18 protein-coding genes are annotated in these 20,891 nt (G+C 64.3%); 9 read left to right on the forward strand and 9 right to left on the reverse strand.

What is annotated here, in order from left to right; genetic code table 11:
- Positions 1 to 430: 430 nt before the first annotated feature.
- Positions 431 to 970, reverse strand: a complete 540-nt coding sequence (locus RHODMAR_RS16320) for an Rv1476 family membrane protein (RefSeq protein WP_008716478.1) — start codon at positions 968 to 970, stop codon at positions 431 to 433.
- A gap of 347 nt (positions 971 to 1,317) precedes the next feature.
- On the opposite strand from RHODMAR_RS16320, the gene RHODMAR_RS16325 reads away from it, so the two are divergent.
- Together RHODMAR_RS16325 and RHODMAR_RS16330 are read left to right on the forward strand one after the other, a co-directional pair.
- The gene (locus tag RHODMAR_RS16325) at positions 1,318 to 4,128 is read left to right on the forward strand and encodes an aconitate hydratase (protein ID WP_008716480.1); all 2,811 of its coding nucleotides are present in this window, start codon (positions 1,318 to 1,320) and stop codon (positions 4,126 to 4,128) included.
- Between the two features lie 113 nt (positions 4,129 to 4,241).
- Complete coding sequence (locus RHODMAR_RS16330; RefSeq protein WP_008716482.1) at positions 4,242 to 4,808, forward strand: TetR/AcrR family transcriptional regulator; 567 nt, start codon at positions 4,242 to 4,244, stop codon at positions 4,806 to 4,808.
- A 4-nt stretch (positions 4,809 to 4,812) separates the two neighbouring features.
- On the opposite strand, the gene RHODMAR_RS16335 is transcribed toward RHODMAR_RS16330, so the two are convergent.
- Entirely contained in the window at positions 4,813 to 6,444 is a 1,632-nt protein-coding gene (locus tag RHODMAR_RS16335; protein WP_008716484.1) for an ABC-F family ATP-binding cassette domain-containing protein, read from the reverse strand.
- 155 nt (positions 6,445 to 6,599) lie between these two features.
- Here RHODMAR_RS16335 and RHODMAR_RS16340 point away from each other — a divergent pair, with 155 nt between their 5' ends.
- The 3 genes from RHODMAR_RS16340 to ku are packed head-to-tail and all read left to right on the forward strand — an operon-like array spanning position 6,600 to position 9,549.
- On the forward strand, positions 6,600 to 7,388 hold the full coding sequence (locus tag RHODMAR_RS16340; protein ID WP_008716486.1) for an SDR family oxidoreductase: 789 nt from the start codon (positions 6,600 to 6,602) through the stop codon (positions 7,386 to 7,388).
- Positions 7,385 to 8,530: a lycopene cyclase family protein gene (locus RHODMAR_RS16345; RefSeq protein WP_008716488.1), complete on the forward strand. Its 1,146-nt coding sequence runs from the start codon at positions 7,385 to 7,387 to the stop codon at positions 8,528 to 8,530. The genes RHODMAR_RS16340 and RHODMAR_RS16345 overlap by 4 nt, the downstream gene beginning before the upstream one ends.
- Before the next feature lie 53 nt (positions 8,531 to 8,583).
- Positions 8,584 to 9,549: a non-homologous end joining protein Ku gene (gene ku / locus RHODMAR_RS16350; protein WP_008716490.1), complete on the forward strand. Its 966-nt coding sequence runs from the start codon at positions 8,584 to 8,586 to the stop codon at positions 9,547 to 9,549.
- Positions 9,550 to 9,570: 21 nt separating this feature from the next.
- On the opposite strand, the gene RHODMAR_RS16355 is transcribed toward ku, so the two are convergent.
- From RHODMAR_RS16355 to RHODMAR_RS16385, 7 genes are read right to left on the reverse strand one after another with little or no spacing between them, the layout of a single operon-like run.
- Positions 9,571 to 9,951: a metal-sulfur cluster assembly factor gene (locus RHODMAR_RS16355; RefSeq protein ID WP_008716491.1), complete on the reverse strand. Its 381-nt coding sequence runs from the start codon at positions 9,949 to 9,951 to the stop codon at positions 9,571 to 9,573.
- The gene (gene sufU / locus RHODMAR_RS16360) at positions 9,948 to 10,445 is read right to left on the reverse strand and encodes a Fe-S cluster assembly sulfur transfer protein SufU (protein WP_008716493.1); all 498 of its coding nucleotides are present in this window, start codon (positions 10,443 to 10,445) and stop codon (positions 9,948 to 9,950) included. Before sufU ends, RHODMAR_RS16355 begins: the two co-directional genes overlap by 4 nt.
- Entirely contained in the window at positions 10,446 to 11,738 is a 1,293-nt protein-coding gene (locus RHODMAR_RS16365; RefSeq protein WP_008716495.1) for a cysteine desulfurase, read from the reverse strand.
- 2 nt (positions 11,739 to 11,740) lie between these two features.
- Complete coding sequence (sufC, locus tag RHODMAR_RS16370; RefSeq protein WP_008716496.1) at positions 11,741 to 12,517, reverse strand: Fe-S cluster assembly ATPase SufC; 777 nt, start codon at positions 12,515 to 12,517, stop codon at positions 11,741 to 11,743.
- Between the two features lie 39 nt (positions 12,518 to 12,556).
- Positions 12,557 to 13,762: a Fe-S cluster assembly protein SufD gene (gene sufD / locus RHODMAR_RS16375; RefSeq protein ID WP_086000267.1), complete on the reverse strand. Its 1,206-nt coding sequence runs from the start codon at positions 13,760 to 13,762 to the stop codon at positions 12,557 to 12,559.
- Between the two features lie 24 nt (positions 13,763 to 13,786).
- Positions 13,787 to 15,232 carry a Fe-S cluster assembly protein SufB gene (gene sufB / locus RHODMAR_RS16380; protein WP_008716501.1) on the reverse strand — a complete coding sequence of 482 codons (1,446 nt, stop codon included), beginning with the start codon at positions 15,230 to 15,232 and terminating at the stop codon, positions 13,787 to 13,789.
- Positions 15,229 to 15,972, reverse strand: a complete 744-nt coding sequence (locus RHODMAR_RS16385) for a helix-turn-helix transcriptional regulator (protein WP_442970060.1) — start codon at positions 15,970 to 15,972, stop codon at positions 15,229 to 15,231. The genes sufB and RHODMAR_RS16385 overlap by 4 nt, the downstream gene beginning before the upstream one ends.
- Before the next feature lie 355 nt (positions 15,973 to 16,327).
- Between RHODMAR_RS16385 and mptB the strand changes: the two genes are divergently transcribed.
- The 4 genes from mptB to RHODMAR_RS16405 all read left to right on the forward strand — a co-directional run bounded on the left by mptB (position 16,328) and on the right by RHODMAR_RS16405 (position 20,754).
- Positions 16,328 to 17,962 (forward strand): polyprenol phosphomannose-dependent alpha 1,6 mannosyltransferase MptB, encoded by a 1,635-nt coding sequence (gene mptB / locus RHODMAR_RS16390; protein WP_008716506.1) that lies wholly within the window; start codon positions 16,328 to 16,330, stop codon positions 17,960 to 17,962.
- 32 nt (positions 17,963 to 17,994) lie between these two features.
- Entirely contained in the window at positions 17,995 to 18,903 is a 909-nt protein-coding gene (locus RHODMAR_RS16395; protein ID WP_008716508.1) for an ABC transporter ATP-binding protein, read from the forward strand.
- On the forward strand, positions 18,900 to 19,700 hold the full coding sequence (locus RHODMAR_RS16400) for an ABC transporter permease (protein ID WP_042939559.1): 801 nt from the start codon (positions 18,900 to 18,902) through the stop codon (positions 19,698 to 19,700). Before RHODMAR_RS16395 ends, RHODMAR_RS16400 begins: the two co-directional genes overlap by 4 nt.
- 67 nt (positions 19,701 to 19,767) lie before the next feature.
- Positions 19,768 to 20,754: a COX15/CtaA family protein gene (locus RHODMAR_RS16405; RefSeq protein ID WP_008716514.1), complete on the forward strand. Its 987-nt coding sequence runs from the start codon at positions 19,768 to 19,770 to the stop codon at positions 20,752 to 20,754.
- Positions 20,755 to 20,891 lie beyond the last annotated feature (137 nt).

The following is a 20,891-nucleotide window of genomic DNA, read 5'->3' on the forward strand; positions in this document are numbered from 1 at the left end:
CCTCGGGTCCGGCAATCAGTCGGGTCCGAGTCGAACCGTCGTGCCGCCGAGGTGCTCCACGTCCTCCACCCCGATCGCAGGTGACGGTGAGCGGTCTCGCCGGGCGGGAAAGAAACGCGCAGCGACACGACAGGTGTGGACCACGTCAGTCACACCCGAAGCAGTGGCCTCCCGAGTTCCCCACGGACGACACCCTGCCTTCTGCGACACTCCTTCCCCAGCAGTGCCAATGGCACCGTACGACACTTCGCACCCTAAAGAAACTCCAGTCACAAATGACACATTTGTGATTTCACCAGGCACAACGCTGTGAACTCGGGGTTTACCGGAAACAATTTTTCCGACTTTTTCGACCGACCCCGGGCTCGGATCGAGAACGACTCGCACGATGCGTCCGTCGGTCAACCGAACGACACGACGGCCCGCCGGTTCAGCTGTCGCCGGAGCCGCTACGTGCGTGATCCGTCGTCGCCGCAGAGCGGTACCTGCGTGCCTTGACGGCAGCTGTCAGCGTTGCGACGGCGGCGACGGCGACAACCAGACCGCCGGTGAGCAGACCCCACGGCGTCTGATCCTCGACGAGTGTGTCGACGAAGTTGTCGGCAGCAACGACGTGATTGCCGGTATAGGTGCGGTCCTGGCCTGCTTCGAGGGTCACCCGGCTGATGGAATCGCTGAACGTACCGACCTGCCCAGGGCTCAGCACGAGGACGGTACCGCCGTCACGTGCACCGACGGCAGTGGCGAGATCGCGCAGTTGGGAGTCGTGACGCGGTTCGTTCGGCACGATCACGATGCTCAGATCGATGCCGTGATCATCGGCGCGGGCCACTGCATCGGACAACCCTGCTTCCTCGTCGGCGGGTGCGCTCACGCCGGACTCGCGGACCGTGGCGACGATGCTGTCGACGTCCACACCTGCCGGGATATCGGTGGCAAATGGGGAAACGGCGTGAATCGGCTCAGGCATCTCTCGTCCAGTCGGTAGGAACCAGTCGCGTCGAACCCTACGTCACCGTCCGGCCCTGGCCGGGTAGGCCTGCGGCCCCCGTGCCGGTTCTGAGGTCGCCCTTCATTGCGCGTCGCGGAGCACTACGTGAGGATCGTCATGCGGGTTGGTCTCTCGACACTCCTGGAGATCCGAACCGCAGGTTTCACAGGACAAGCGTACTGTTAGACTTCCATCGAGACACTGACCGAACGTCCGCCTCGAACTCTCGGTCCCGAGAATCGAAGCCGAGACCCTCGGTCAGCGCCTCGCTTCAACCGTCGACACAGCCCCGTCGGCGGTGTGCCGCATAGACGAGTGGAGCTGAAGTGACCGCAAGTAATGATTCATTCGGTGCAAAGGGCACCCTCGAAGTCGGCGAGAACTCGTACGAGATCTTCCGACTGTCGGCTTTGCCCGGTGCCGAGAAATTGCCCTACGCACTGAAGGTCCTCGCGGAGAACCTCCTTCGCACCGAGGACGGTGCCAACATCACCGCCGACCATATTCGCTCGATCGCCTCGTGGGATCCGTCCGCGGAACCGAGCTTCGAGATCCAGTTCACCCCTGCTCGGGTCATCATGCAGGACTTCACCGGCGTTCCGTGCATCGTCGACCTGGCCACCATGCGTGAAGCCATCACCACCCTGGGCGGCGACCCCAACAAGGTCAACCCCCTCTCCCCCGCCGACATGGTCATCGACCACTCGGTCATCCTCGACGTCTTCGGCCGCGAAGATGCCCTCGAGCGCAATGTGGACCTCGAATACGAGCGCAACGGCGAGCGTTACCAGTTCCTGCGTTGGGGTCAGGGCGCCTTCGACGACTTCAAGGTCGTCCCGCCCGGCATGGGCATCGTGCACCAGGTCAACATCGAGTACCTGGCACCGACCATCATGACCCGCAAGGGCCAGGCGTACCCCGACACCTGCGTCGGCACCGACTCGCACACCACGATGGTCAACGGCCTCGGTGTGCTGGGCTGGGGCGTCGGCGGCATCGAGGCCGAGGCGGCCATGCTCGGCCAGCCCGTCTCCATGCTCATCCCGCGCGTCGTCGGCTTCAAACTCTCCGGTGAGATTCAGCCCGGCGTGACCGCCACCGACGTGGTGCTCACTGCCACCGAGATGCTGCGCAAGCACGGCGTCGTCGGCAAGTTCGTCGAGTTCTACGGCGAGGGCGTGGCCGAGGTTCCGCTGGCGAACCGCGCGACCCTGGGCAACATGAGTCCCGAATTCGGTTCGACCGCTGCGATCTTCCCGATCGACGAAGAGACGATCAACTACCTGCGCCTGACCGGCCGCACCGACGAGCAGCTCGCGCTCGTCGAGGCGTACGCCAAGGAACAGGGGATGTGGCACGACCCCGAGAACGAGGCCGTGTACTCCGAGTACATCGAACTCGACCTCAACACGGTCGTGCCGTCCATCGCCGGACCGAAGCGTCCGCAGGACCGAATCCTGCTGTCCGAGTCGAAGGTGGCGTTCCGCAAGGACATCCACAACTACGTCGAGGAGAACCACCCGAAGCACGAGGGTGACAGCAAGCTCGACGAGGCCCTCGACGAGTCTTTCCCGGCGAGCGACTCCGCCTCGCTGAGTTTCGCCGAAGAAGACTCCGTCGATGTTCGCTCTGCCGCATACGGTTCCGAAGGCCGTCCGAGCAAGCCGATCCGGGTCACCACCGACGAGGCCGGCGAGTTCGTCCTCGATCACGGCGCTGTCGTGGTTGCAGGCATCACCTCCTGCACCAACACCTCGAACCCGTCGGTCATGCTCGGTGCCGCACTGCTCGCCCGCAACGCTGTGGAGAAGGGCCTGTCCACCAAGCCCTGGGTCAAGACCAACATGGCTCCCGGCTCGCAGGTCGTTACCGACTACTACGAGAAGGCCGGCCTGTGGCCGTACCTCGAGAAGCTCGGGTACTACCTCGGCGGCTACGGCTGCACCACGTGCATCGGTAACACCGGCCCGCTGCTCGAGCCGATCTCGAAGGCGATCAACGACAACGACCTCTCGGTCACGGCTGTGCTGTCGGGCAACCGCAACTTCGAGGGCCGCATCTCCCCCGACGTCAAGATGAACTACCTGGCCTCACCGCCGCTGGTCATCGCCTACGGCCTTGCGGGAACGATGGACTTCGACTTCGAGTCCGACCCGCTCGGCGAGGACCACGAGGGAAACCCCGTGTTCCTCGAGGACATCTGGCCTTCCACGCAGGAGATCGAGGAGACCATCCAGTCCTCGATCAGCCGCGATATGTTCACCAAGTCCTACGAGACCATCTTCGCCGGTGACAGCCGTTGGCAGAACCTGTCGACTCCCGAGGGCGACACCTTCGAGTGGGATCCCAAGTCCACATACGTGCGGAAGCCTCCGTACTTCGACGGCATGACGATGGACCCGGCTCCGGTACAGGACATCACCGGTGCCCGTGTCCTGGCCCTGCTCGGCGATTCGGTCACCACCGACCACATCAGCCCGGCCGGACCCATCAAGTCCGGAACGCCTGCCGCGCAGTATCTGGACTCCCACGGTGTCGAGCGCAAGGACTACAACTCGCTCGGATCGCGTCGCGGAAACCACGAGGTCATGATTCGCGGAACGTTCGCGAACATCCGTCTCAAGAACCAGCTCCTCGACGACGTCTCGGGTGGCTACACCCGTGACTTCACCCAGGACGGCGGACCGCAGTCCTTCATCTACGATGCCTCGCAGAACTACCAGAAGGCCGGCATCCCGCTGGTCGTGCTGGGTGGCAAGGAGTACGGCAGCGGTTCCTCACGTGACTGGGCTGCCAAGGGAACCTCGCTGCTGGGCGTCAAGGCCGTCATCACCGAGTCGTTCGAGCGCATCCACCGCTCCAACCTCATCGGTATGGGCGTCGTTCCCCTGCAGTTCCCGGCCGGCGAGAGCGCGGCGTCGCTCGAGCTCGACGGTACCGAGACGTTCGACATCACCGGCGTCGCGAAACTGAACGAAGGCACGACACCGAAGACGATGGCCGTCATCGCCACCAAGACCGATGGCACCAAGGTCGAGTTCGACGCGGTCGTTCGTATCGACACCCCGGGTGAAGCCGATTACTACCGCAACGGCGGCATCCTGCAGTACGTGCTGCGCAACATGATCAGAGGCTGAGTGCACGTCGTCTGACGTGTGCCTCGCACGGCGATGGGCCCGGAACCGAGAACGTGTTTCCGGGCCCATCGCCGTATCGGTCGGGGCCTTCCACCGAAAGTAGGAATCGACACGTGCCCAAGGTCAGCGAAGACCACCTGGCCGCCCGCCGGAGCGAAATTCTCGATGGTGCCCGCAAATGTTTCGGCGAGTTCGGCTACGAAGGCGCGACGGTGCGACGTCTCGAAGAGGCCACCGGCCTGTCGCGCGGAGCGATTTTCCACCACTTCAAGGACAAAGACGGTCTCTTCCTTGCGCTGGCAGAGGAAGACGCCCGTCGCATGGCAGAGGTTGCTGCGTCCCAGGGCCTGGTCCAGGTGATGCGAGACATGCTGGCACAACCCGAGCAATTCGAGTGGCTCGGTACCCGGCTGGAGATCACCCGTCGATTACGAACCGACGCCGATTTCCGGACCGGCTGGGCCGAGCGGTCGGCCGAGCTGACCGACGCGACCCTCGGCCGACTGGAGCGCCAGAAGACGGCCGGAAAACTGCGTGACGACGTACCCAACGACGTCCTGGCCGACTATCTGGATCTCGTCCTCGACGGACTGGTGGCCCGCATCGCGTCCGGACAGGGTGGATCGAATCTGGCGGCCATTCTCGATCTGGTCGAAGAATCGGTCCGCCGGCGAGAGTGATCCGTCAGGCCAGCTGGATCAGTTCCAGGTACTCCTGGGACCAATGATCCTCGGTGCCGTCGGGAAGCAGAATCACTCGTTCCGGCGACAGCGCCTCGGCGGCACCGGGATCGTGCGTGACGAGAACAACGGCGCCCTTGTAGCTGCGGAGGGCGTCGAGAACCTGTTCACGTGAGATCGGATCCAGGTTGTTGGTCGGCTCGTCCAGCAACAACACGTTCGCGGCCGAGGACACCAACCCGGCCAGCGCCAGTCGAGTCTTCTCACCGCCGGACAGCGTCCCAGCCGGCTGCTCGAGCTGCGGGCCGGTGAACATGAAGGCACCGAGTAGTGACCGCAGTTCCTGTTCACCGGTGTCGGGTGCTGCGTGCCGGATGTTCTCCCATACCGACGCGAGGTCGTCGAGGGTGTCGTGCTCCTGCGCGAAGTAGCCCACGCGCATGCCGTGGCCGGGTTCGATCTCGCCCGTGTCGGCCTTCTCGGTGCCGGCGAGGATCCGGAGCAGCGTCGTCTTGCCAGCGCCGTTGAGACCGAGCACGACCACTCGACTTCCGCGGTCGATGGCCAGATCGACGCCCGCGAAGATCTCCAGCGATCCGTACATCTTGGTCAGGTTCTTTGCCATCAGTGGTGTCTTGCCGCACGGAGCCGGCTCGGGAAAACGAATGTGCGCAACCTTGTCGGACACGCGCTCCGCATCGAGATTGGCCATCAGCTTGTCTGCTCGCTTCGCCATGTTCTGTGCCGCAACGGCTTTTGTTGCCTTGGCCCCCATCTTGGCGGCCTGGACGCGCAGCGCACCGGCCTTCTTCTCCGCGTTCGCACGCTCGCGGCGTCGTCGCTGCTCGTCCGTGGCACGGGCGTCGAGGTACTTCTTCCAGTTCATGTTGTAGATGTCGGCCTCACCGCGCACGGCGTCGAGGAACCAGACGCGGTTCACGACATCACCGAGCAGTTCGACATCGTGACTGATGACGATGAGTCCCCCCTCGTGGTTCTGTAGGAAACTGCGCAACCAGGTGATGGAATCGGCGTCGAGGTGGTTGGTGGGCTCGTCGAGCAGCAATGTGGTGTTCGAGCGTCCGCCACTGCCGTCGGACGCGGCGAACAGAATTCGAGCCAGTTCGACGCGTCGACGCTGACCACCGGACAGGGTCCGCAGCGGTTGACCGAGGATGCGGTCGGCCAAGCCGAGGCTGTTGCAGATGCGGGCCGCTTCGCTCTCGGCTTCGTAGCCGCCGAGGGACGCGAAACGCTCCTCGAGTTCGCCGTACTTGCGGACGGCCTTGTCGAGCAGTGCCTCGTCGGCCACCTCGGCCATCAGCGCCTGCTGCTTCTCCATCTTGTGCAGCAGAGTGTCGAGACCTCGGGCCGAGAGCACTCGGTCCTTGGCCAGTACGTCGAGATCGCCCTCTTTGGGATCCTGCGGGAGATAACCGAGGTCTCCGGTACGCACGACCTCCCCCGCGTACGGCTCACCTTCGCCGGCCAGAATCCGGAGGGTAGTGGTCTTGCCCGCACCGTTGCGACCCACCAGCCCGATGCGGTCGCCTGCCTGTACACGGAGCGCGGGCCCCTCGGTGGACAGAAGGGTCCGCACACCGGCACGAACTTCCAGGTCGGTGGCGGTGATCACGCGTGAGCTCCTAGCGATTGCCGAACAAAACCGTTGCCCGTCGAGCGACGAGCGAACACAGGTGCGTCGAAGGCCGACACAGCAAACCTCCATTTTAGCTCAGAATCGACGTGCCTTACCCCAGGAACGACGGTGACACCGGTAACGTCTGATCGATGACCGACGCTTCCGAAACAGTCACCCCGCGCAGCACGGCGCCCCTCGATCTCACCGGACGCACCGCCCTCGTCACCGGCGGCAGCCGGGGTATCGGCAGGGCGATCGCCGCAGAGCTTCTGGCCCGAGGCGCAAACGTCGCGATCACCGCACGCAAGCGCGAACCCCTCGTGGCTGCCGCCGCAGAACTGGGCGACTCCGTCCTCGCACTGGACGGCAACGCAGGCGACCCGGAGCACCGACGCACCGCGGTGGCGAAGACCGTCGAGACATTCGGTTCACTGGACATCCTCGTGAACAACACCGGCATCAACCCCGTCTACGGCTCACTGATGGACGCCGACCTGGATGGGGTGAGCAAGATCTTCGACACCAATGTCGTCGGCACCCTCGGGTTCGTCCAGCAGGCATTTCACGCGTGGATGGGCGAGCACGGCGGCGCAATCGTGAATGTCGCGAGTGTGGCAGGCATTCGTTCCACCGGCGTCATCGCGGCGTACGGCGCATCCAAGGCCGCCCTGATCCGTCTCACCGAGGAACTGGCCTGGCAACTGGGTCCGAAGATTCGCGTCAACGCCGTGGCCCCGGGCGTGGTGAAGACCAAGTTTGCCGAGGCTCTGGTCGCCAACGGAGAAGAAGCAGCGGCGGCCGGTTATCCCATGAAGCGCCTCGGAACCCCCGAAGACGTGGCAGCACTGGTCGCCTTCCTGGTGTCGGATTCGTCGTCGTGGATCACCGGCGAGACCGTGCGTGTGGACGGTGGTTTGCTCGCCACCGGCGGAATGTGAGCACATTCTCCGCCGACGTGGCGGTGGTCGGACTGGGTCCAGCGGGAAGGGCCCTCGCGCACCGATGTGCTGCAGCAGGACTCGAGGTGGTGGCCCTCGATCCACACCCGTTGCGTACGTGGACGCCGACGTACTCGGCCTGGGCCGACGAGCTGCCGTCCTGGTTGCCCGAGACTGCTGTGGCCTCTATCGCGCCGAAGCCTGCCGTATGGACCGATCACCATAGGATCATCGATCGCACGTACTGCGTATTGGACACACTCGCGCTGCAGACGGCCCTGGCGCTGGACCGAGTGCGCGTGTTGGCGGGGACGGCCATCGACGTCACCGGTTCTCGCGTGACGACCTCCGACGGGACGATCGTCGATGCGCGTCACGTCGTCGACGCCCGAGGGACGCTCGATTCTCGCGACCTTGCGCAGCAGACCGCGTACGGCATCGTCGTCGAACGTCAGCGCGCCGAACCGATCCTGGAGGGCTCGGACGCCTGGTTCATGGATTGGCGCACCGACAACGGAGCGATGCCGGGTGACGTTCCCAGCTTTCTGTACGCCGTCGCGCTCGACGCCGATCGGGTATTGCTCGAAGAGACCTGCTTGGTGGGCCGACCGGCTCTCGATCTCGGAGTTCTCCGGACGCGATTGCATCATCGACTCTCCCACCGCAACTTGGAACCTACCGGCAACGAGGATGTCGAGCGGGTACGTTTTTCGGTGGAACCGCCGCCTCGGTCGCAATTGCACACCGGACGAGGCGGCCCGGTGCTCTTCGGATCGCGGTCGAATCTGATGCATCCGGCCACGGGGTACAGCGTGGCGGCATCGCTGGCCTCGGCCGATCACCTGGTGGAGCGATTTCGCGGTGGCGGCCGGTCGCGACGCAGCCGTCCGGTGCACATCTGGACGGTCCAGAAGCTCCGCAACCTCGGCCTCCGTACCGCCCTGAGTCTCCAGCCGGAGATGGTTCCGCAGTTCTTCGCCAGCTTCTTCTCACTTCCGGTCGAACTGCAGCGTTCGTATCTCTCCGGGCACGACGACGCCGTGGGCACGATGACCGCGATGCTGAAGATGTTTCCCACGCTGCCTGCCTCGGCCAGAATCGCAATAGCGCGCACGGTAGCGCGCCCACTTCACCGCGGCTGACTTTTCCGTCCCAACGGTCGACACACGGGCTTCCGGTCGGCGATCATGGACACATGCGCAGTATTTGGAAGGGCTCGATCGCCTTCGGACTGGTCAATGTTCCGGTGAAGGTCTACTCGGCCACCGAACAACACGACATTCGGTTCCACCAGGTGCACGCGAAGGACGGCGGTCGCATCAAATACGACCGCATCTGCCAGGAGTGCGGCAAGTCGGTCCAGTTCGCCGATATCGACAAGGCCTACGACTCCCCCGACGGCGAACGCGTGATTCTCACCGACGACGATTTCGACAAACTTCCGGCCGCTGAGAAGCACGAGATCCCGGTTCTCGAATTCGTGCCGACCGAGCAGATCGATCCGATTCTGTACGACAAGAGCTACTTTCTCGAGCCGGATTCCGCGTCGCCCAAGGCATACGTCCTGCTACGGGAGACTCTCGAAGAAACCGAACGAACTGCCCTCGTGCACTTCACCTTGCGCCAGAAAACCCGGCTGGCTGCGCTGCGAGTGCGCGACGACGTGCTGGTGATCCAGACGCTGCTGTGGCCGGACGAAGTCAGGGCCGCCGAGTTCCCTTCGCTCGAGGATGCGCCGTCTTCGCGGCCACAGGAAGTGAAGATGGCCACGTCGCTGGTGGAAAGCATGTCCTCGGAATTCGATCCCACCGAGTACACCGACGACTACCAGATCGAACTGCGCAAGCTCATCGACGAAACACTCGCCAACGGTGGCGAGAAAGTCGTCCGCACCGAGGCGGAAAAAGACGACGACGGCGAGGACGCCGAGGTGGTCGATCTGGTGGCCGCATTGCAGCGCAGCGTCGAGGCGGCCGGTAAGAATACGAAATCGGGCTCATCACAGGCTACGAAATCAGCTCCGGCCGAGAAGGCAACCGCACAGAAGGCGGCTTCGAAAAAGTCGGCTCCGAAGAAGGCTCCCGCCAAGAAGTCCACGGCAAAGAAGGCGACCGCCGCCAAATCCGACGACGCAAAGAACGCCGAAGCACAGGGCGCGTGACGAGGCCGACCGGCCCGTCCGTCAGACGGTGAAGCCGAGTGCCCTGAGCTGCTCGCGGCCGTCGTCGGTGATCTTGTCCGGACCCCACGGCGGCATCCAGACCCAGTTGATCTTCAGGTCGGCGGCCAGTCCGCTGCGCACGAGCGCACCGCGGGCCTGATCCTCGATGACATCGGTCAGCGGGCACGCCGCCGAGGTGAGCGTCATATCCACCGTGACGATGTCGTCGGCATCGATCTTGATGTCGTACACCAGACCGAGATCGACCACGTTGATTCCGAGCTCGGGATCGACGACGTCGCGCATCGCTTCTTCGAGGTCCTCGAGCACCTTGATCTCATCGGCGGTCAGTTCCACCGGAGTCGTGGTCACGGCTGGAGTCGTCTCTGTTGCTTCGGTCATGATTGCTGTCCTCCGGAAAGTGCCGACTGGGCGGTCCCGCCCGTCGTAGCTGTCGAATCTGCGTCCATTGCTTGAACAACCGCGTCCTTGAAAGCCATCCACCCCAGCAACGCGCATTTCACGCGGGCCGGGTACTTGGCCACACCGGCGAACGCGATCCCGTCACCGATGACGTCCTCGTCACCGTCGACGGTACCTCTGCTACCGACCATCTCGCTGAACGCGTCGACAGTCTTCAGCGCGTCGGGGACGGACAGGCCCACGACCTGATCGGTGAGAACGGACGTCGCTGCCTGACTGATCGAGCAGCCTTGACCGTCGTACGACACGTCTGCGACGGTGCCGTCTTCGACCTGCACGCGCAGCGTAACCTCGTCGCCGCAGGTGGGGTTGACGTGGTGTACCTCCGCGCCGAAGGGCTCGCGCAGTCCGCGCCCGTGCGGGTGCTTGTAGTGATCGAGAATCACTTCCTGGTACATCTGTTCCATCCGCATCTACAGCTGCCCTCCCCCGCCATGGTCGGTGGTTCCGAAGAACGACTGTGCGCGGCGAATCGCCTGTGCCAGAACCTGTACTTCCTCGATTGTGTTGTACAGCGCAAAGGATGCCCGCGCGGTCGCGGCAACGCCGAAACGGCGGTGCAACGGCCACGCGCAGTGATGTCCGACGCGAATGGCCACCCCTTCGTCGTCCAGGATCTGTCCGAGATCGTGGGCGTGAATGCCCTCCACCACGAACGACACGGCCGAACCTCGCTCGACATTCTCGGTAGGACCGATCACGCGGACGCCGTCGATCTGCGCGAACTCGGCAAGAGTGGCGGCAACCAATGACTTCTCGTGAGCTGCGATGACGTCGATACCGATGTTTTCCAGATACCGGACAGCGGCACCGAGACCGATGACCTGTGAGGTCATCGGTACCCCGGCCTCGAAGCGTTGCGGAGGCGCGGCGAAGGTCGTCTTCTCCATCGTGACGGTCTCGATCATCGACCCACCGGTGATGAACGGGGGCATCGCGTCGAGCAGTGCGGCCTTGCCGTACAGCACTCCGACCCCGGAGGGACCGAGCATCTTGTGGCCGGAGAACGCGGCGAAGTCGACGTCCAGCGCGCGAAAATCGACCTTCATATGCGGCACCGACTGGCATGCATCGAGCACGACCAACGCGCCCACCGACCGCGCACGCTGCACCAATTCCTCCACCGGAGCTACCGCGCCGGTCACGTTGGACTGGTGGGTGAACGCGACAACCTTGACCGCAGTGGACAATTCGAGGGAATCGAGATCGATTCGACCGTCGTCGGTCACTCCGTACCAGCGCAGTGTCGCACCGGTACGCGCGGCAAGTTCCTGCCACGGCACGAGATTGGCGTGATGTTCGAGTTCGGTGACGACGATCTCGTCCCCGGGACCGACGTGCCGGTCGAATCGATCATCGGCCAGAACGTGGGTGACGAGGTTGAGCGACTCGGTCGCATTCTTGGTGAACACGATCTCGTCGACGTCGGCCCCGACGAACGACGCGATGGCACCGCGAGCACCCTCGTAGGCGTCGGTTGCTTCCTCGGCCAACTGATGCGCGCCGCGATGTACAGCAGCGTTGCAGGTGGTCAGAAACTCGCGCTCGGCGTCGAGAACCTGCACGGGCCGCTGCGAGGTTGCACCGGAGTCCAGGTACACCAACGGCTTTCCGTCGCGGACGGTGCGCGAAAGAATGGGGAAATCGCGGCGAACTGTGGCGACGTCGAACGACGCCGCCACCGCCACAGCTGCCGGTGCAGCCATACTCATGCTCCGGTGGTCGCGGCCTGCGCGTAGCCGGTGTAACCGTTGGCCTCGAGCTCGTCGGCCAGCTCTGCTCCACCGGACTTCACGATCTCGCCGTTGACGAACACGTGCACGAAATCAGGCTTGATGTAGCGCAGGATGCGGGTGTAGTGCGTGATCAGCAGCACTCCGCCGTCCTGGCGCTCCTTGTACTTGTTGACGCCCTCGGAGACCACGCGCAGTGCGTCGACGTCGAGACCGGAATCGGTCTCGTCCAAAATCGCAATCTTGGGCTTGAGCAGCCCCAGCTGCAGGATCTCGTGACGCTTCTTCTCGCCACCGGAGAAACCTTCGTTGACGTTGCGCTCGAGGAAGTTGGCCTCGATCTCCAGTTCGCTCATGGCGGTCTTGGCTTCCTTGACCCAGTGCCGCAGCTTGGGAGCTTCGCCGCGCACTGCGGTGGCGGCGGTGCGCAGGAAGTTCGACATCGAAACACCGGGCACCTCCACCGGGTACTGCATCGCCAGGAACAGGCCGGCGCGGGCGCGCTCGTCGACGCTCATCGCGAGAACGTCTTCGCCATCGAGGGTGATGGTGCCGGAGGTGACGGTGTATTTCGGATGGCCTGCAATGGCGTACGACAAGGTGGACTTGCCGGAACCGTTGGGCCCCATGATCGCGTGCGTCTCGCCGGACTTCACGGTCAGATCGACACCCTTGAGGATGTTGATCGGCTCGGCGGACGAGTCGGTGTTGGCGACGCTGACGTGCAGGTCGCGGATTTCGAGTGTGGACATCAAAGTTCCTTTGTGCAGTCGAGAAAGGTTCGGGTGGACCTACGCGCCGACGACGGCGAGTTCGGTCTCGATAGCGGCGTCGAGACGCTCGCGTACAGCGGGGACCGGAATCTTGTCGATGATTTCGTGGAAGAAGCCGCGGACGACCAGTCGCCGGGCAACCTCCTCCGAGATGCCGCGAGCACGCAGGTAGAACAGCTGCTCGTCGTCGAAACGACCCGTCGCACTGGCGTGCCCAGCTCCGACGATCTCGCCGGTTTCGATTTCCAGGTTCGGCACCGAGTCGGCGCGAGCGCCGTCGGTGAGCACCAGGTTTCGGTTCAACTCGTACGTCTCGGTGCCCTCGGCCTCGGCTCGAATCAGAACATCTCCGATCCACACGGTGTGCGCATCGACGGTGCCGGGTCCGGTTTCTCCCTGCAGCGCGCCCTTGTACATCACATTGGACTTGCAGTGCGGAGCCGAATGATCGACCAGTAGACGCTGCTCGAGGTGCTGGCCGGCGTCGGCGAAATACACGCCGAGCAGGTTCGCGTCGCCGCCCGGTGCGCTGTAGCGCACGGTCGGGCTGATGCGCACCAGATCGCCGCCGAGGCTGATGTTGTAGTGCCGCAACACGGAATCGCGACCGAGCAGCGCGTGATGCGCAGCCACGTGCACGGCGTCGGACTGCCAATCCTGGATCAGAACCACCTGCAGCTGCGAGCTGTCCCCGAGAACGAACTCGATGTTCTCGGCGTACGTGCCACTACCGCGCTGATCGATCACGACGGTCGCACGCGCGAAGGTGCCGAGCTCGATCTGCACGTGTCCGTACGCGATCCGGTCCACGCCCGGCCCATCGATCGTGATCTCGATGGGATCGGCCACCTCGACCTCGTTGGGCACGGTGACGACCGTCGCCTCGGAGAAAGCCGAGAATGCCTGAGCGGCAATGCGATCGGCCGGAACTCCGGCCTTGCCGAGGCGCTCGTCTCCGCGCCCGACGGTCTCCACGACCACCGAGTCCGGTGCGCCGACGGTGACCTGCGCGGCCCCGTCGGCAACAGCGGAACCGTCGTGCAAGCCGCGCAGACGACGCAGCGGCGTGAAACGCCAGAGCTCGTCACGACCGGACGGGATCTCGAACGCATCGACGTCGTAGGACGTGAACTGCGCACCCTTGTTCTCGACGAGCTTCGACTTGTCTTCCTTGGCCGACTCGGCGTTCTCGGATGTCGGGTTTTCGGATGCGACGGCACCCATGACTCCGGTGAGGGGGTTGTTCACTTATCCGACCGACCCTTCCATCTGCAGCTCGATGAGCCGGTTGAGCTCGAGCGCGTATTCCATCGGCAATTCGCGGGCGATCGGCTCGACGAATCCGCGCACCACCATTGCCATCGCCTCGTCCTCGGTCATACCGCGGCTCATCAGATAGAACAACTGATCGTCGCTGACCTTCGAGACGGTGGCCTCGTGTCCCATGGACACGTCGTCCTCACGGATGTCGACGTACGGGTAGGTGTCCGAACGACTGATCGTGTCGACGAGCAACGCGTCGCACTTGACCGTCGAGCGCGAACCGTGCGCGCCCTTGTTGATCTGGATCAGACCGCGGTAGGACGTGCGTCCGCCGCCACGAGCGACCGACTTGCTGACGATGTTCGAGGACGTGTGTGGTGCCAGGTGCAGCATCTTCGAGCCGGTGTCCTGGTGCTGGTCCGGGCCGGCGAACGCGACCGAGAGAACCTCGCCCTTTGCGTATTCGCCGGTCATCCACACGGCCGGGTACTTCATGGTGACCTTGGAGCCGATGTTGCCGTCGACCCACTCCATGGTGGCGCCTGCTTCGGCCTTGGCGCGCTTGGTCACCAGGTTGTAGACGTTGTTCGACCAGTTCTGAATGGTCGTGTAGCGGCAGCGACCACCCTTCTTGACGATGATCTCGACCACGGCGGAGTGCAGCGAATCCGACTTGTAGATCGGTGCGGTGCAGCCCTCGACGTAGTGCACGTACGCACCTTCGTCGACGATGATCAGCGTGCGCTCGAACTGACCCATGTTCTCGGTGTTGATCCGGAAGTAGGCCTGCAGCGGGATGTCGACGTGGACGCCCGGCGGGATGTAGATGAACGATCCACCCGACCACACCGCGGTGTTCAGCGCGGAGAACTTGTTGTCGCCGGCGGGGATGACGGTTCCGAAGTACTCGCGGAACAGCTCCGGCTGCTCCTTGAGCGCGGTGTCGGTATCGAGGAACAACACACCCTGGGCCTCGAGATCCTCACGGATCGAGTGGTAGACGACCTCGGACTCGTACTGCGCGGCGACACCGGAGACGAGGCGCTGCTTCTCCGCCTCGGGGATACCGAGCTTGTCGTACGTGTTCTTGATGTCCTCCGGCAGGTCCTCCCACGTCGCAGCCTGCTTCTCGCTGGAACGAACGAAGTACTTGATGTTGTCGAAGTCGATACCGTCGAGGTTGGAACCCCAGTTCGGCATCGGCTTGCGCTCGAAGGTCTTGAGCGCCTTGAGGCGCGCCTCGAGCATCCACTCGGGCTCACTCTTCTTCTGCGAGATGTCCCGGACGACGGCCTCGGAGAGACCGCGCTTGGCGCTTTCACCGGCTACGTCCGAGTCGGCCCAGCCGTATCCGTACGAGCCGAGCGAGGCGATGGTCTCGTCCTGGGTCAGCGGCGCGGTGGGTGTCACCTGGTCTGGTGTGACGGTCATGCGGGCTCCTTCCGGAGGCGTGGGCGTTCTCCGACACGGGGCTGCGTGTCGGAAGTTTTCTTGTCGGGACTATCGGTATCGGGTCGATCCTGCGCGAACCGTGACACCGTCAACGGCACATGCGTGGTGCACGCGCAATTTCCGTTGGCGATGGTCGCGAGTCGCTGTACGTGCGTGCCGAGGATCTCGGCGAACGCGGTCTGTTCTGCCTCGCACAGCTCCGGAAACTCCGAAGCGACGTGCGATACCGGGCAGTGGTGCTGGCAGATCTGGACACCGTTGCCCACCTGGCGAGTGGTAGCCGAGAACCCGGCAGCGCTGAAGGCGTCCGCTATGCGCTCCGCTGCGTCTTCCACAGCATGTGCATCGGACCCGGCTGCTGGTTCTACATCTGCCACGATGGTGTTCACGCGTTGGCGAGCGAACGTCTCGATGGCAGCGTCCCCGCCGATCTTGCGGAGTTGCCGCATGGCGGCACCGGCAAGATCGTCGTAGGTGTGACCGAGACGGTTACGCCCCGCAGCGGTGAGCTGGAAATACTTGGCCGGTCGACCCCGGCCTCGTTGCCGCGCGCCGGCAGGGGTGGTGATGCGAGCCTCGCTCGCATCGATGAGCGCGTCGAGGTGACGGCGGACGCCCGCTGCGCTCAACCCCAGCCGAGTCCCGATATCGGAAGCCGTGATCGGACCTTCTTCCAGCAGCAGGGTGACCACCGCGCCCCTCGTCTGCCCCTCGGGCAGCGGAGACTGACGGACCGACGGCGCGCTAGCGCCGGCGGCCGAGGATTCGACACTTCCCGGACGCGCGAACGTGCTCTCGGTTGTTTTCACAACACCAGTGTGACGGAATTGTTTTGCCTGGTCCACCAAGGGTGCCCTATGCCGATCGCGATACTCGGCGCTGTGCAGTGAGGAGGACGGTGCGGGATGCGAACGACAGCCCGGCTACGCTCCCACTGTGCCATCGACAGACAGTGAGCAGAGTTCCGAGGGCTCACCTCTCGCGGGTGGTGCTGATACTCGGCTCGTTTCCGACAACTCACCGACTGCACTCACACGCGGCCTTCATCGGTATGTCGTTGCCCCCGCACGCCGCGTGATCGGGCTCGACTCCACCCCGCTGGGTAGGGGTGTTGCGACCCTGCACGGGGACGAGCAGGAAGCGCCCGGGCTCGATCGGTCCGAAACGGTTCAGCTGCGCAATATCCGTCGATTCGGAGCAGCAGGCGCTCTGTTGATGGCGATCGGAGCCCTCGGTGCGGGAGCGCAGCCGGTATTGCAGAACCCGATCGCCGGCGTGCGACTTCTGAGCCTGCCTTCTCGCATGGCCACCTCGGCCCTGACCGTGACGATGACCGGCACCGTCATCGTGGTGCTCGCCTGGTTGCTGCTCGGCAGGTTCGCTCTGGGGCGTACTCGATCCGGAGCCGTTCCGCGGCGCCTCACCCGATCGCAGATGGACCGCACGCTGCTGCTGTGGATTCTGCCGCTGTGTGTTGCGCCACCGATGTTCTCGCGGGACGTCTACTCCTACCTCGCTCAGAGCGAGATCACCGCTCGTGGGCTGGACCCTTACGAGGTCGGTCCGGAGACGGCACTCGGTGCCGACAACGTGCTGACCCGAACCGTTCCCAACATCTGGCGTGAGACGCCGGCACCGTACGGCCCGCTGTTTCTGTGGATGGGCCGCGGAATCACGTACTTGACCGGCGAGAACATCGTTGCCGGAATCTTTCTGCATCGCCTCCTGGCACTGGCGGGCGTCGCGTTGATCGTCTGGTCTCTGCCGCGTCTGGCACGACGCTGCGGCGTGGCCTCGGTGACCGCCCTGTGGCTCGGAGCCGCGAACCCGCTGCTGCTGTTTCACCTCGTAGCCGGCATCCACAACGAAGCCCTGATGATCGGACTCATGCTCGCAGGCACCGAGCTTGCGCTGCGGGCCGTCGAACATTCGGGAGCTATGCGCAAGACCGACATCGCATTGCTCCTCGGTGGAGCCGGACTGATCGCACTGTCGTCTACCGTCAAGATCCCCTCGCTCATTGCTCTCGGCTTCGTGGGGATGGCACTGTCGAGGCGATGGGGCGGCACCCTGAAATCCGTTGTCTACGCGGCGGTCCTGCTCGGCTCCATCGCCGTTGCAGTGCAGGTCGGTGTCAGCGTGAGCAGTGGCCTCGGTTTCGGATGGATCAATACCCTGGGTACCGCAGGCGTAGTGCGCAGTTGGATGTCGATCCCCACGATCCTGGGGCTGGGCACCGGTTTCGTAGGCGTGCTCCTCGGCCTGGGCGACCACACCACGGCTGTGCTGAGTCTCACTCGACCGATCGCTGCCGTCGTTGCAGGCGTGATCGTCGTCCGCATGCTGATCGCCGTTCTGCGTGGACGACTGCACCCGGTCGGGGCACTCGGCGTAGCGCTGGGTGCGGTCGTGCTCCTTTTTCCGGTGGTCCAACCCTGGTATCTGCTGTGGGCGGTCATTCCGCTGGCGGCCTGGGCCACCACGCCGTCGTTTCGCCGGCCTGCAATCGCGTTCTCGTCCCTGGTCAGCGTCATCCTGATGCCGAACGGCAGCGAGTACCTGCCGTTTCAGATCGTGCAGGCCGCAGTGATGACGATCCTGACCATCGGCGTGTTGTACCTGCTCACGCGAAAGCGAATGCCGTGGCCCACCCGCACCGGACCACCGGCACGCGACCGCAGTGCCGGGGAATACGCTGAGTCCTCGTGATCCACGGGACGTCGAATGCGACGCAATCTGTCGTGCAGCTGACGGACGTACGCAAGTCGTACGACGACATCTCTGCCGTCGACGGCCTGAACCTGAGCATCGGCCGAGGCGAGGTCCTCGCACTGCTGGGTCCGAACGGTGCCGGGAAGACGACCACCGTGGAGATGTGTGAAGGATTCGTCGAACCCGACAGCGGATCGGTCCGCATCCTCGGACTGGACCCCATCGCCCAGTCGGCACAGTTGCGGCCTCGCATCGGCGTGATGCTGCAGGGCGGCGGTGCGTATCCAGGGTCCAAGGCCGGCGAAATGCTACAACTCGTTGCGTCGTACTCGGCCGATCCACTGGATCCGGCGTGGCTGCTCGACTGCCTCGGGCTGAAGTCCGCCGTCCGCACCCCGTACCGCCGGCTCTCCGGCGGCCAGCAACAGCGGCTCGCGCTGGCCTGCGCCATCGTGGGGAGGCCCGAGCTGGTGTTCCTCGACGAGCCGACTGCCGGGCTGGACGCGCAGGCCCGCCTGTTGGTGTGGGAAATGATCGATGCGCTACGACGCGACGGGGTGAGCGTTCTGCTCACGACGCATCTGATGGACGAGGCCGAGCAGTTGGCGGACCGGCTCACGATCATCGACAACGGCCGTGTGGTGGCCTCCGGTTCGCCGTCGGAACTGACCAAGCAGGGTGCCGAAGGCCAGCTACGCTTCACCGCTCCCCCGGGTCTCGAACTGTCCATGCTCGATGCGGCACTCCCCCCGGGTTATGTACCGTCGGAACCGACACCAGGTTCTTACGTGGTCTCGGGTGTGATCGAGCCGCAGATTCTGGTCGTCGTTACGTCCTGGTGTGCCCAGCAGGACGTGTTGGCAACCGAGCTGCAGGTGGATCAGCGCCGTCTCGAGGACGTGTTCCTCGAGCTGACCGGCAGAGAATTGAGGAAATGACGGTGCGCAGAGACGCCCGGCTCGCCGACAACCGATTCGAGACAGGTCTGTTCGCGCCGCGCCCGCAACCGGCGTCGGCAACACGAATGCTGTCGGCGCAAACCCGCCTCGAACTGAAGCTGCTGCTGCGCAACGGCGAGCAGTTGCTGTTGACGATGTTCATCCCGATCACGTTGCTGGTCGGCCTCACGCTGCTGCCGTTCGGCGCACTCGGCGACAACCGAGTGGCTCAGGTGGTGCCCGCGGTGATGATGGTGGCCATCATGTCGACGGCATTCACCGGCCAAGCCATCGCGGTCGGCTTCGACCGTCGATACGGCGCGCTGAAGCGGCTCGGCGCAACGCCGTTGCCCCGGTGGGGCATCATCGGCGGCAAATCCGCTGCCGTGGTGATCGTAGTGATTTTGCAGTCGATTCTGCTCGGCTCGATCGGCGTCGCACTGGGTTGGCGCCCGACCGCAATCGGTCTGTTGCTCGGTGCCGTGATCATCGCCCTCGGAACCGTCACCTTCGCCTCGATGGGACTGCTGCTCGGCGGCACCCTACGCGCGGAGATCGTGTTGGCACTGGCCAACATCGCCTGGTTCGTGATGCTCGGCATCGGCAGCGCAGTGTTCGTCGACGATCAAATTCCCCAGGGCCTGCAGAACGTCGCTCGCATCGTTCCGTCCGGGGCGCTCGGCGAGGCATTGAGCCGAGGCGTCGCGTCGTCCGTCGACGTTTTCGGAGTGGTCGTCTTGCTGGTGTGGGCTGCGGTGTGCAGCACTCTCGCAGTCCGCACGTTCAAGTTCACCTGAGCGCACGACCCAACGACGCTCGCCACCCAACGACGCTGTGTAGTTGATCGGCGTTTACCATCGTGTAGTGCTGTACAGAGCGTTCTTGCGCGTCGTCGATCTCTTCCCACTGCCGTCACTTCGAGTGCAGCGGGTGCTGGCATTCGTCGCGATCCTGACGCAAGGCGGCATCGCCGTCACCGGAGCCGTCGTGCGAGTGACCGGTTCCGGCCTCGGTTGCCCCACGTGGCCGCAGTGCTTCCCCGGTAGCTTCACTCCCGTCGGCGTGTCCGAGGTTCCGGTACTGCACCAGGCGGTCGAGTTCGGAAATCGCCTGCTCACGTTCGTCGTTGTGCTCGCCGCCGCCGCTATCGTCATCGCCGTCACCCGCGCACGTCGGCGCCGCGAGGTGTTGCTCTTCGCGTGGCTGATGCCGCTCGGCACCGTCGTGCAAGCCGTGATCGGCGGATTCACCGTATTGACGGGATTGCTCTGGTGGACCGTAGCGGTGCACCTCGTCGTCTCGATGGCCATGGTCTGGCTGGCCACCCTGCTGTACGCCAAGGTGGGCGAAAGCGACGCGGCGTCGCAGTCGACGCCGACTGTTCCAGCTGCTCTTCGCGCACTCACCGGACTGTCCGGAATTGCACTGACCGGCGTGCTGATCGCCGGGACGATGGTGACCGGAGCCGGTCCCCACGCCGGCGACAAGAGTATCGAAGAACCGGTACCGCGCCTCGGCATCGAAATCGTGACGCTCGTGCACGCACACGCGCAATTTCTGGTGGGCTACCTGGCACTACTGGTCGGACTGGGATTCGCGCTGTACGCAGTTGGTGCACCGAGCGTGGTCAAGCGCCGCCTACACGTATTGATCGCCCTGGTGCTGGCGCAGTCTCTGATCGGATTGGTGCAGTACTTCACCGGAGTTCCATCTGCGCTCGTGGCTTTTCACGTCGCAGGAGCGGGCGCGTGCACCGCCGCGACTGCAGCACTCTGGGCATCGTGCCGCACGCGCGGCCCCGTTGAGACCACACCGACCGAAAGCACCGAAGGGGTAGCAGTCGGATCGTGAGAGCGGGCCCGGCTTCGAACAGAGTGGAGGGGCAGCCGACCTCCCCCTCAGATGGCCGACTGCCCCTCCACTGACTTCGACGCACCGGATACCGAAATGGTTCCCGCTGAATCGAACGAAATTATGGGAACTTTCTG

This window comes from Rhodococcus sp. AW25M09, from assembly GCF_000333955.1.
Classification (GTDB): Bacteria; Actinomycetota; Actinomycetes; order Mycobacteriales; family Mycobacteriaceae; genus Rhodococcoides.

Excerpts from the sequence above, each read along its gene's own strand:
- RHODMAR_RS16320 (WP_008716478.1), bottom strand. The coding sequence starts at position 970 with ATGCCTGAGCCGATTCACGCCGTTTCCCCATTTGCCACCGATATCCCG.
- RHODMAR_RS16340 (WP_008716486.1), top strand. The coding sequence starts at position 6,600 with ATGACCGACGCTTCCGAAACAGTCACCCCGCGCAGCACGGCGCCCCTC.
- ku (WP_008716490.1), top strand. The coding sequence starts at position 8,584 with ATGCGCAGTATTTGGAAGGGCTCGATCGCCTTCGGACTGGTCAATGTT.
- RHODMAR_RS16355 (WP_008716491.1), bottom strand. The coding sequence starts at position 9,951 with ATGACCGAAGCAACAGAGACGACTCCAGCCGTGACCACGACTCCGGTG.
- sufU (WP_008716493.1), bottom strand. The coding sequence starts at position 10,445 with ATGCGGATGGAACAGATGTACCAGGAAGTGATTCTCGATCACTACAAG.
- RHODMAR_RS16365 (WP_008716495.1), bottom strand. The coding sequence starts at position 11,738 with ATGGCTGCACCGGCAGCTGTGGCGGTGGCGGCGTCGTTCGACGTCGCC.
- sufC (WP_008716496.1), bottom strand. The coding sequence starts at position 12,517 with ATGTCCACACTCGAAATCCGCGACCTGCACGTCAGCGTCGCCAACACC.
- sufD (WP_086000267.1), bottom strand. The coding sequence starts at position 13,762 with ATGGGTGCCGTCGCATCCGAAAACCCGACATCCGAGAACGCCGAGTCG.
- sufB (WP_008716501.1), bottom strand. The coding sequence starts at position 15,232 with ATGACCGTCACACCAGACCAGGTGACACCCACCGCGCCGCTGACCCAG.
- RHODMAR_RS16400 (WP_042939559.1), top strand. The coding sequence starts at position 18,900 with ATGACGGTGCGCAGAGACGCCCGGCTCGCCGACAACCGATTCGAGACA.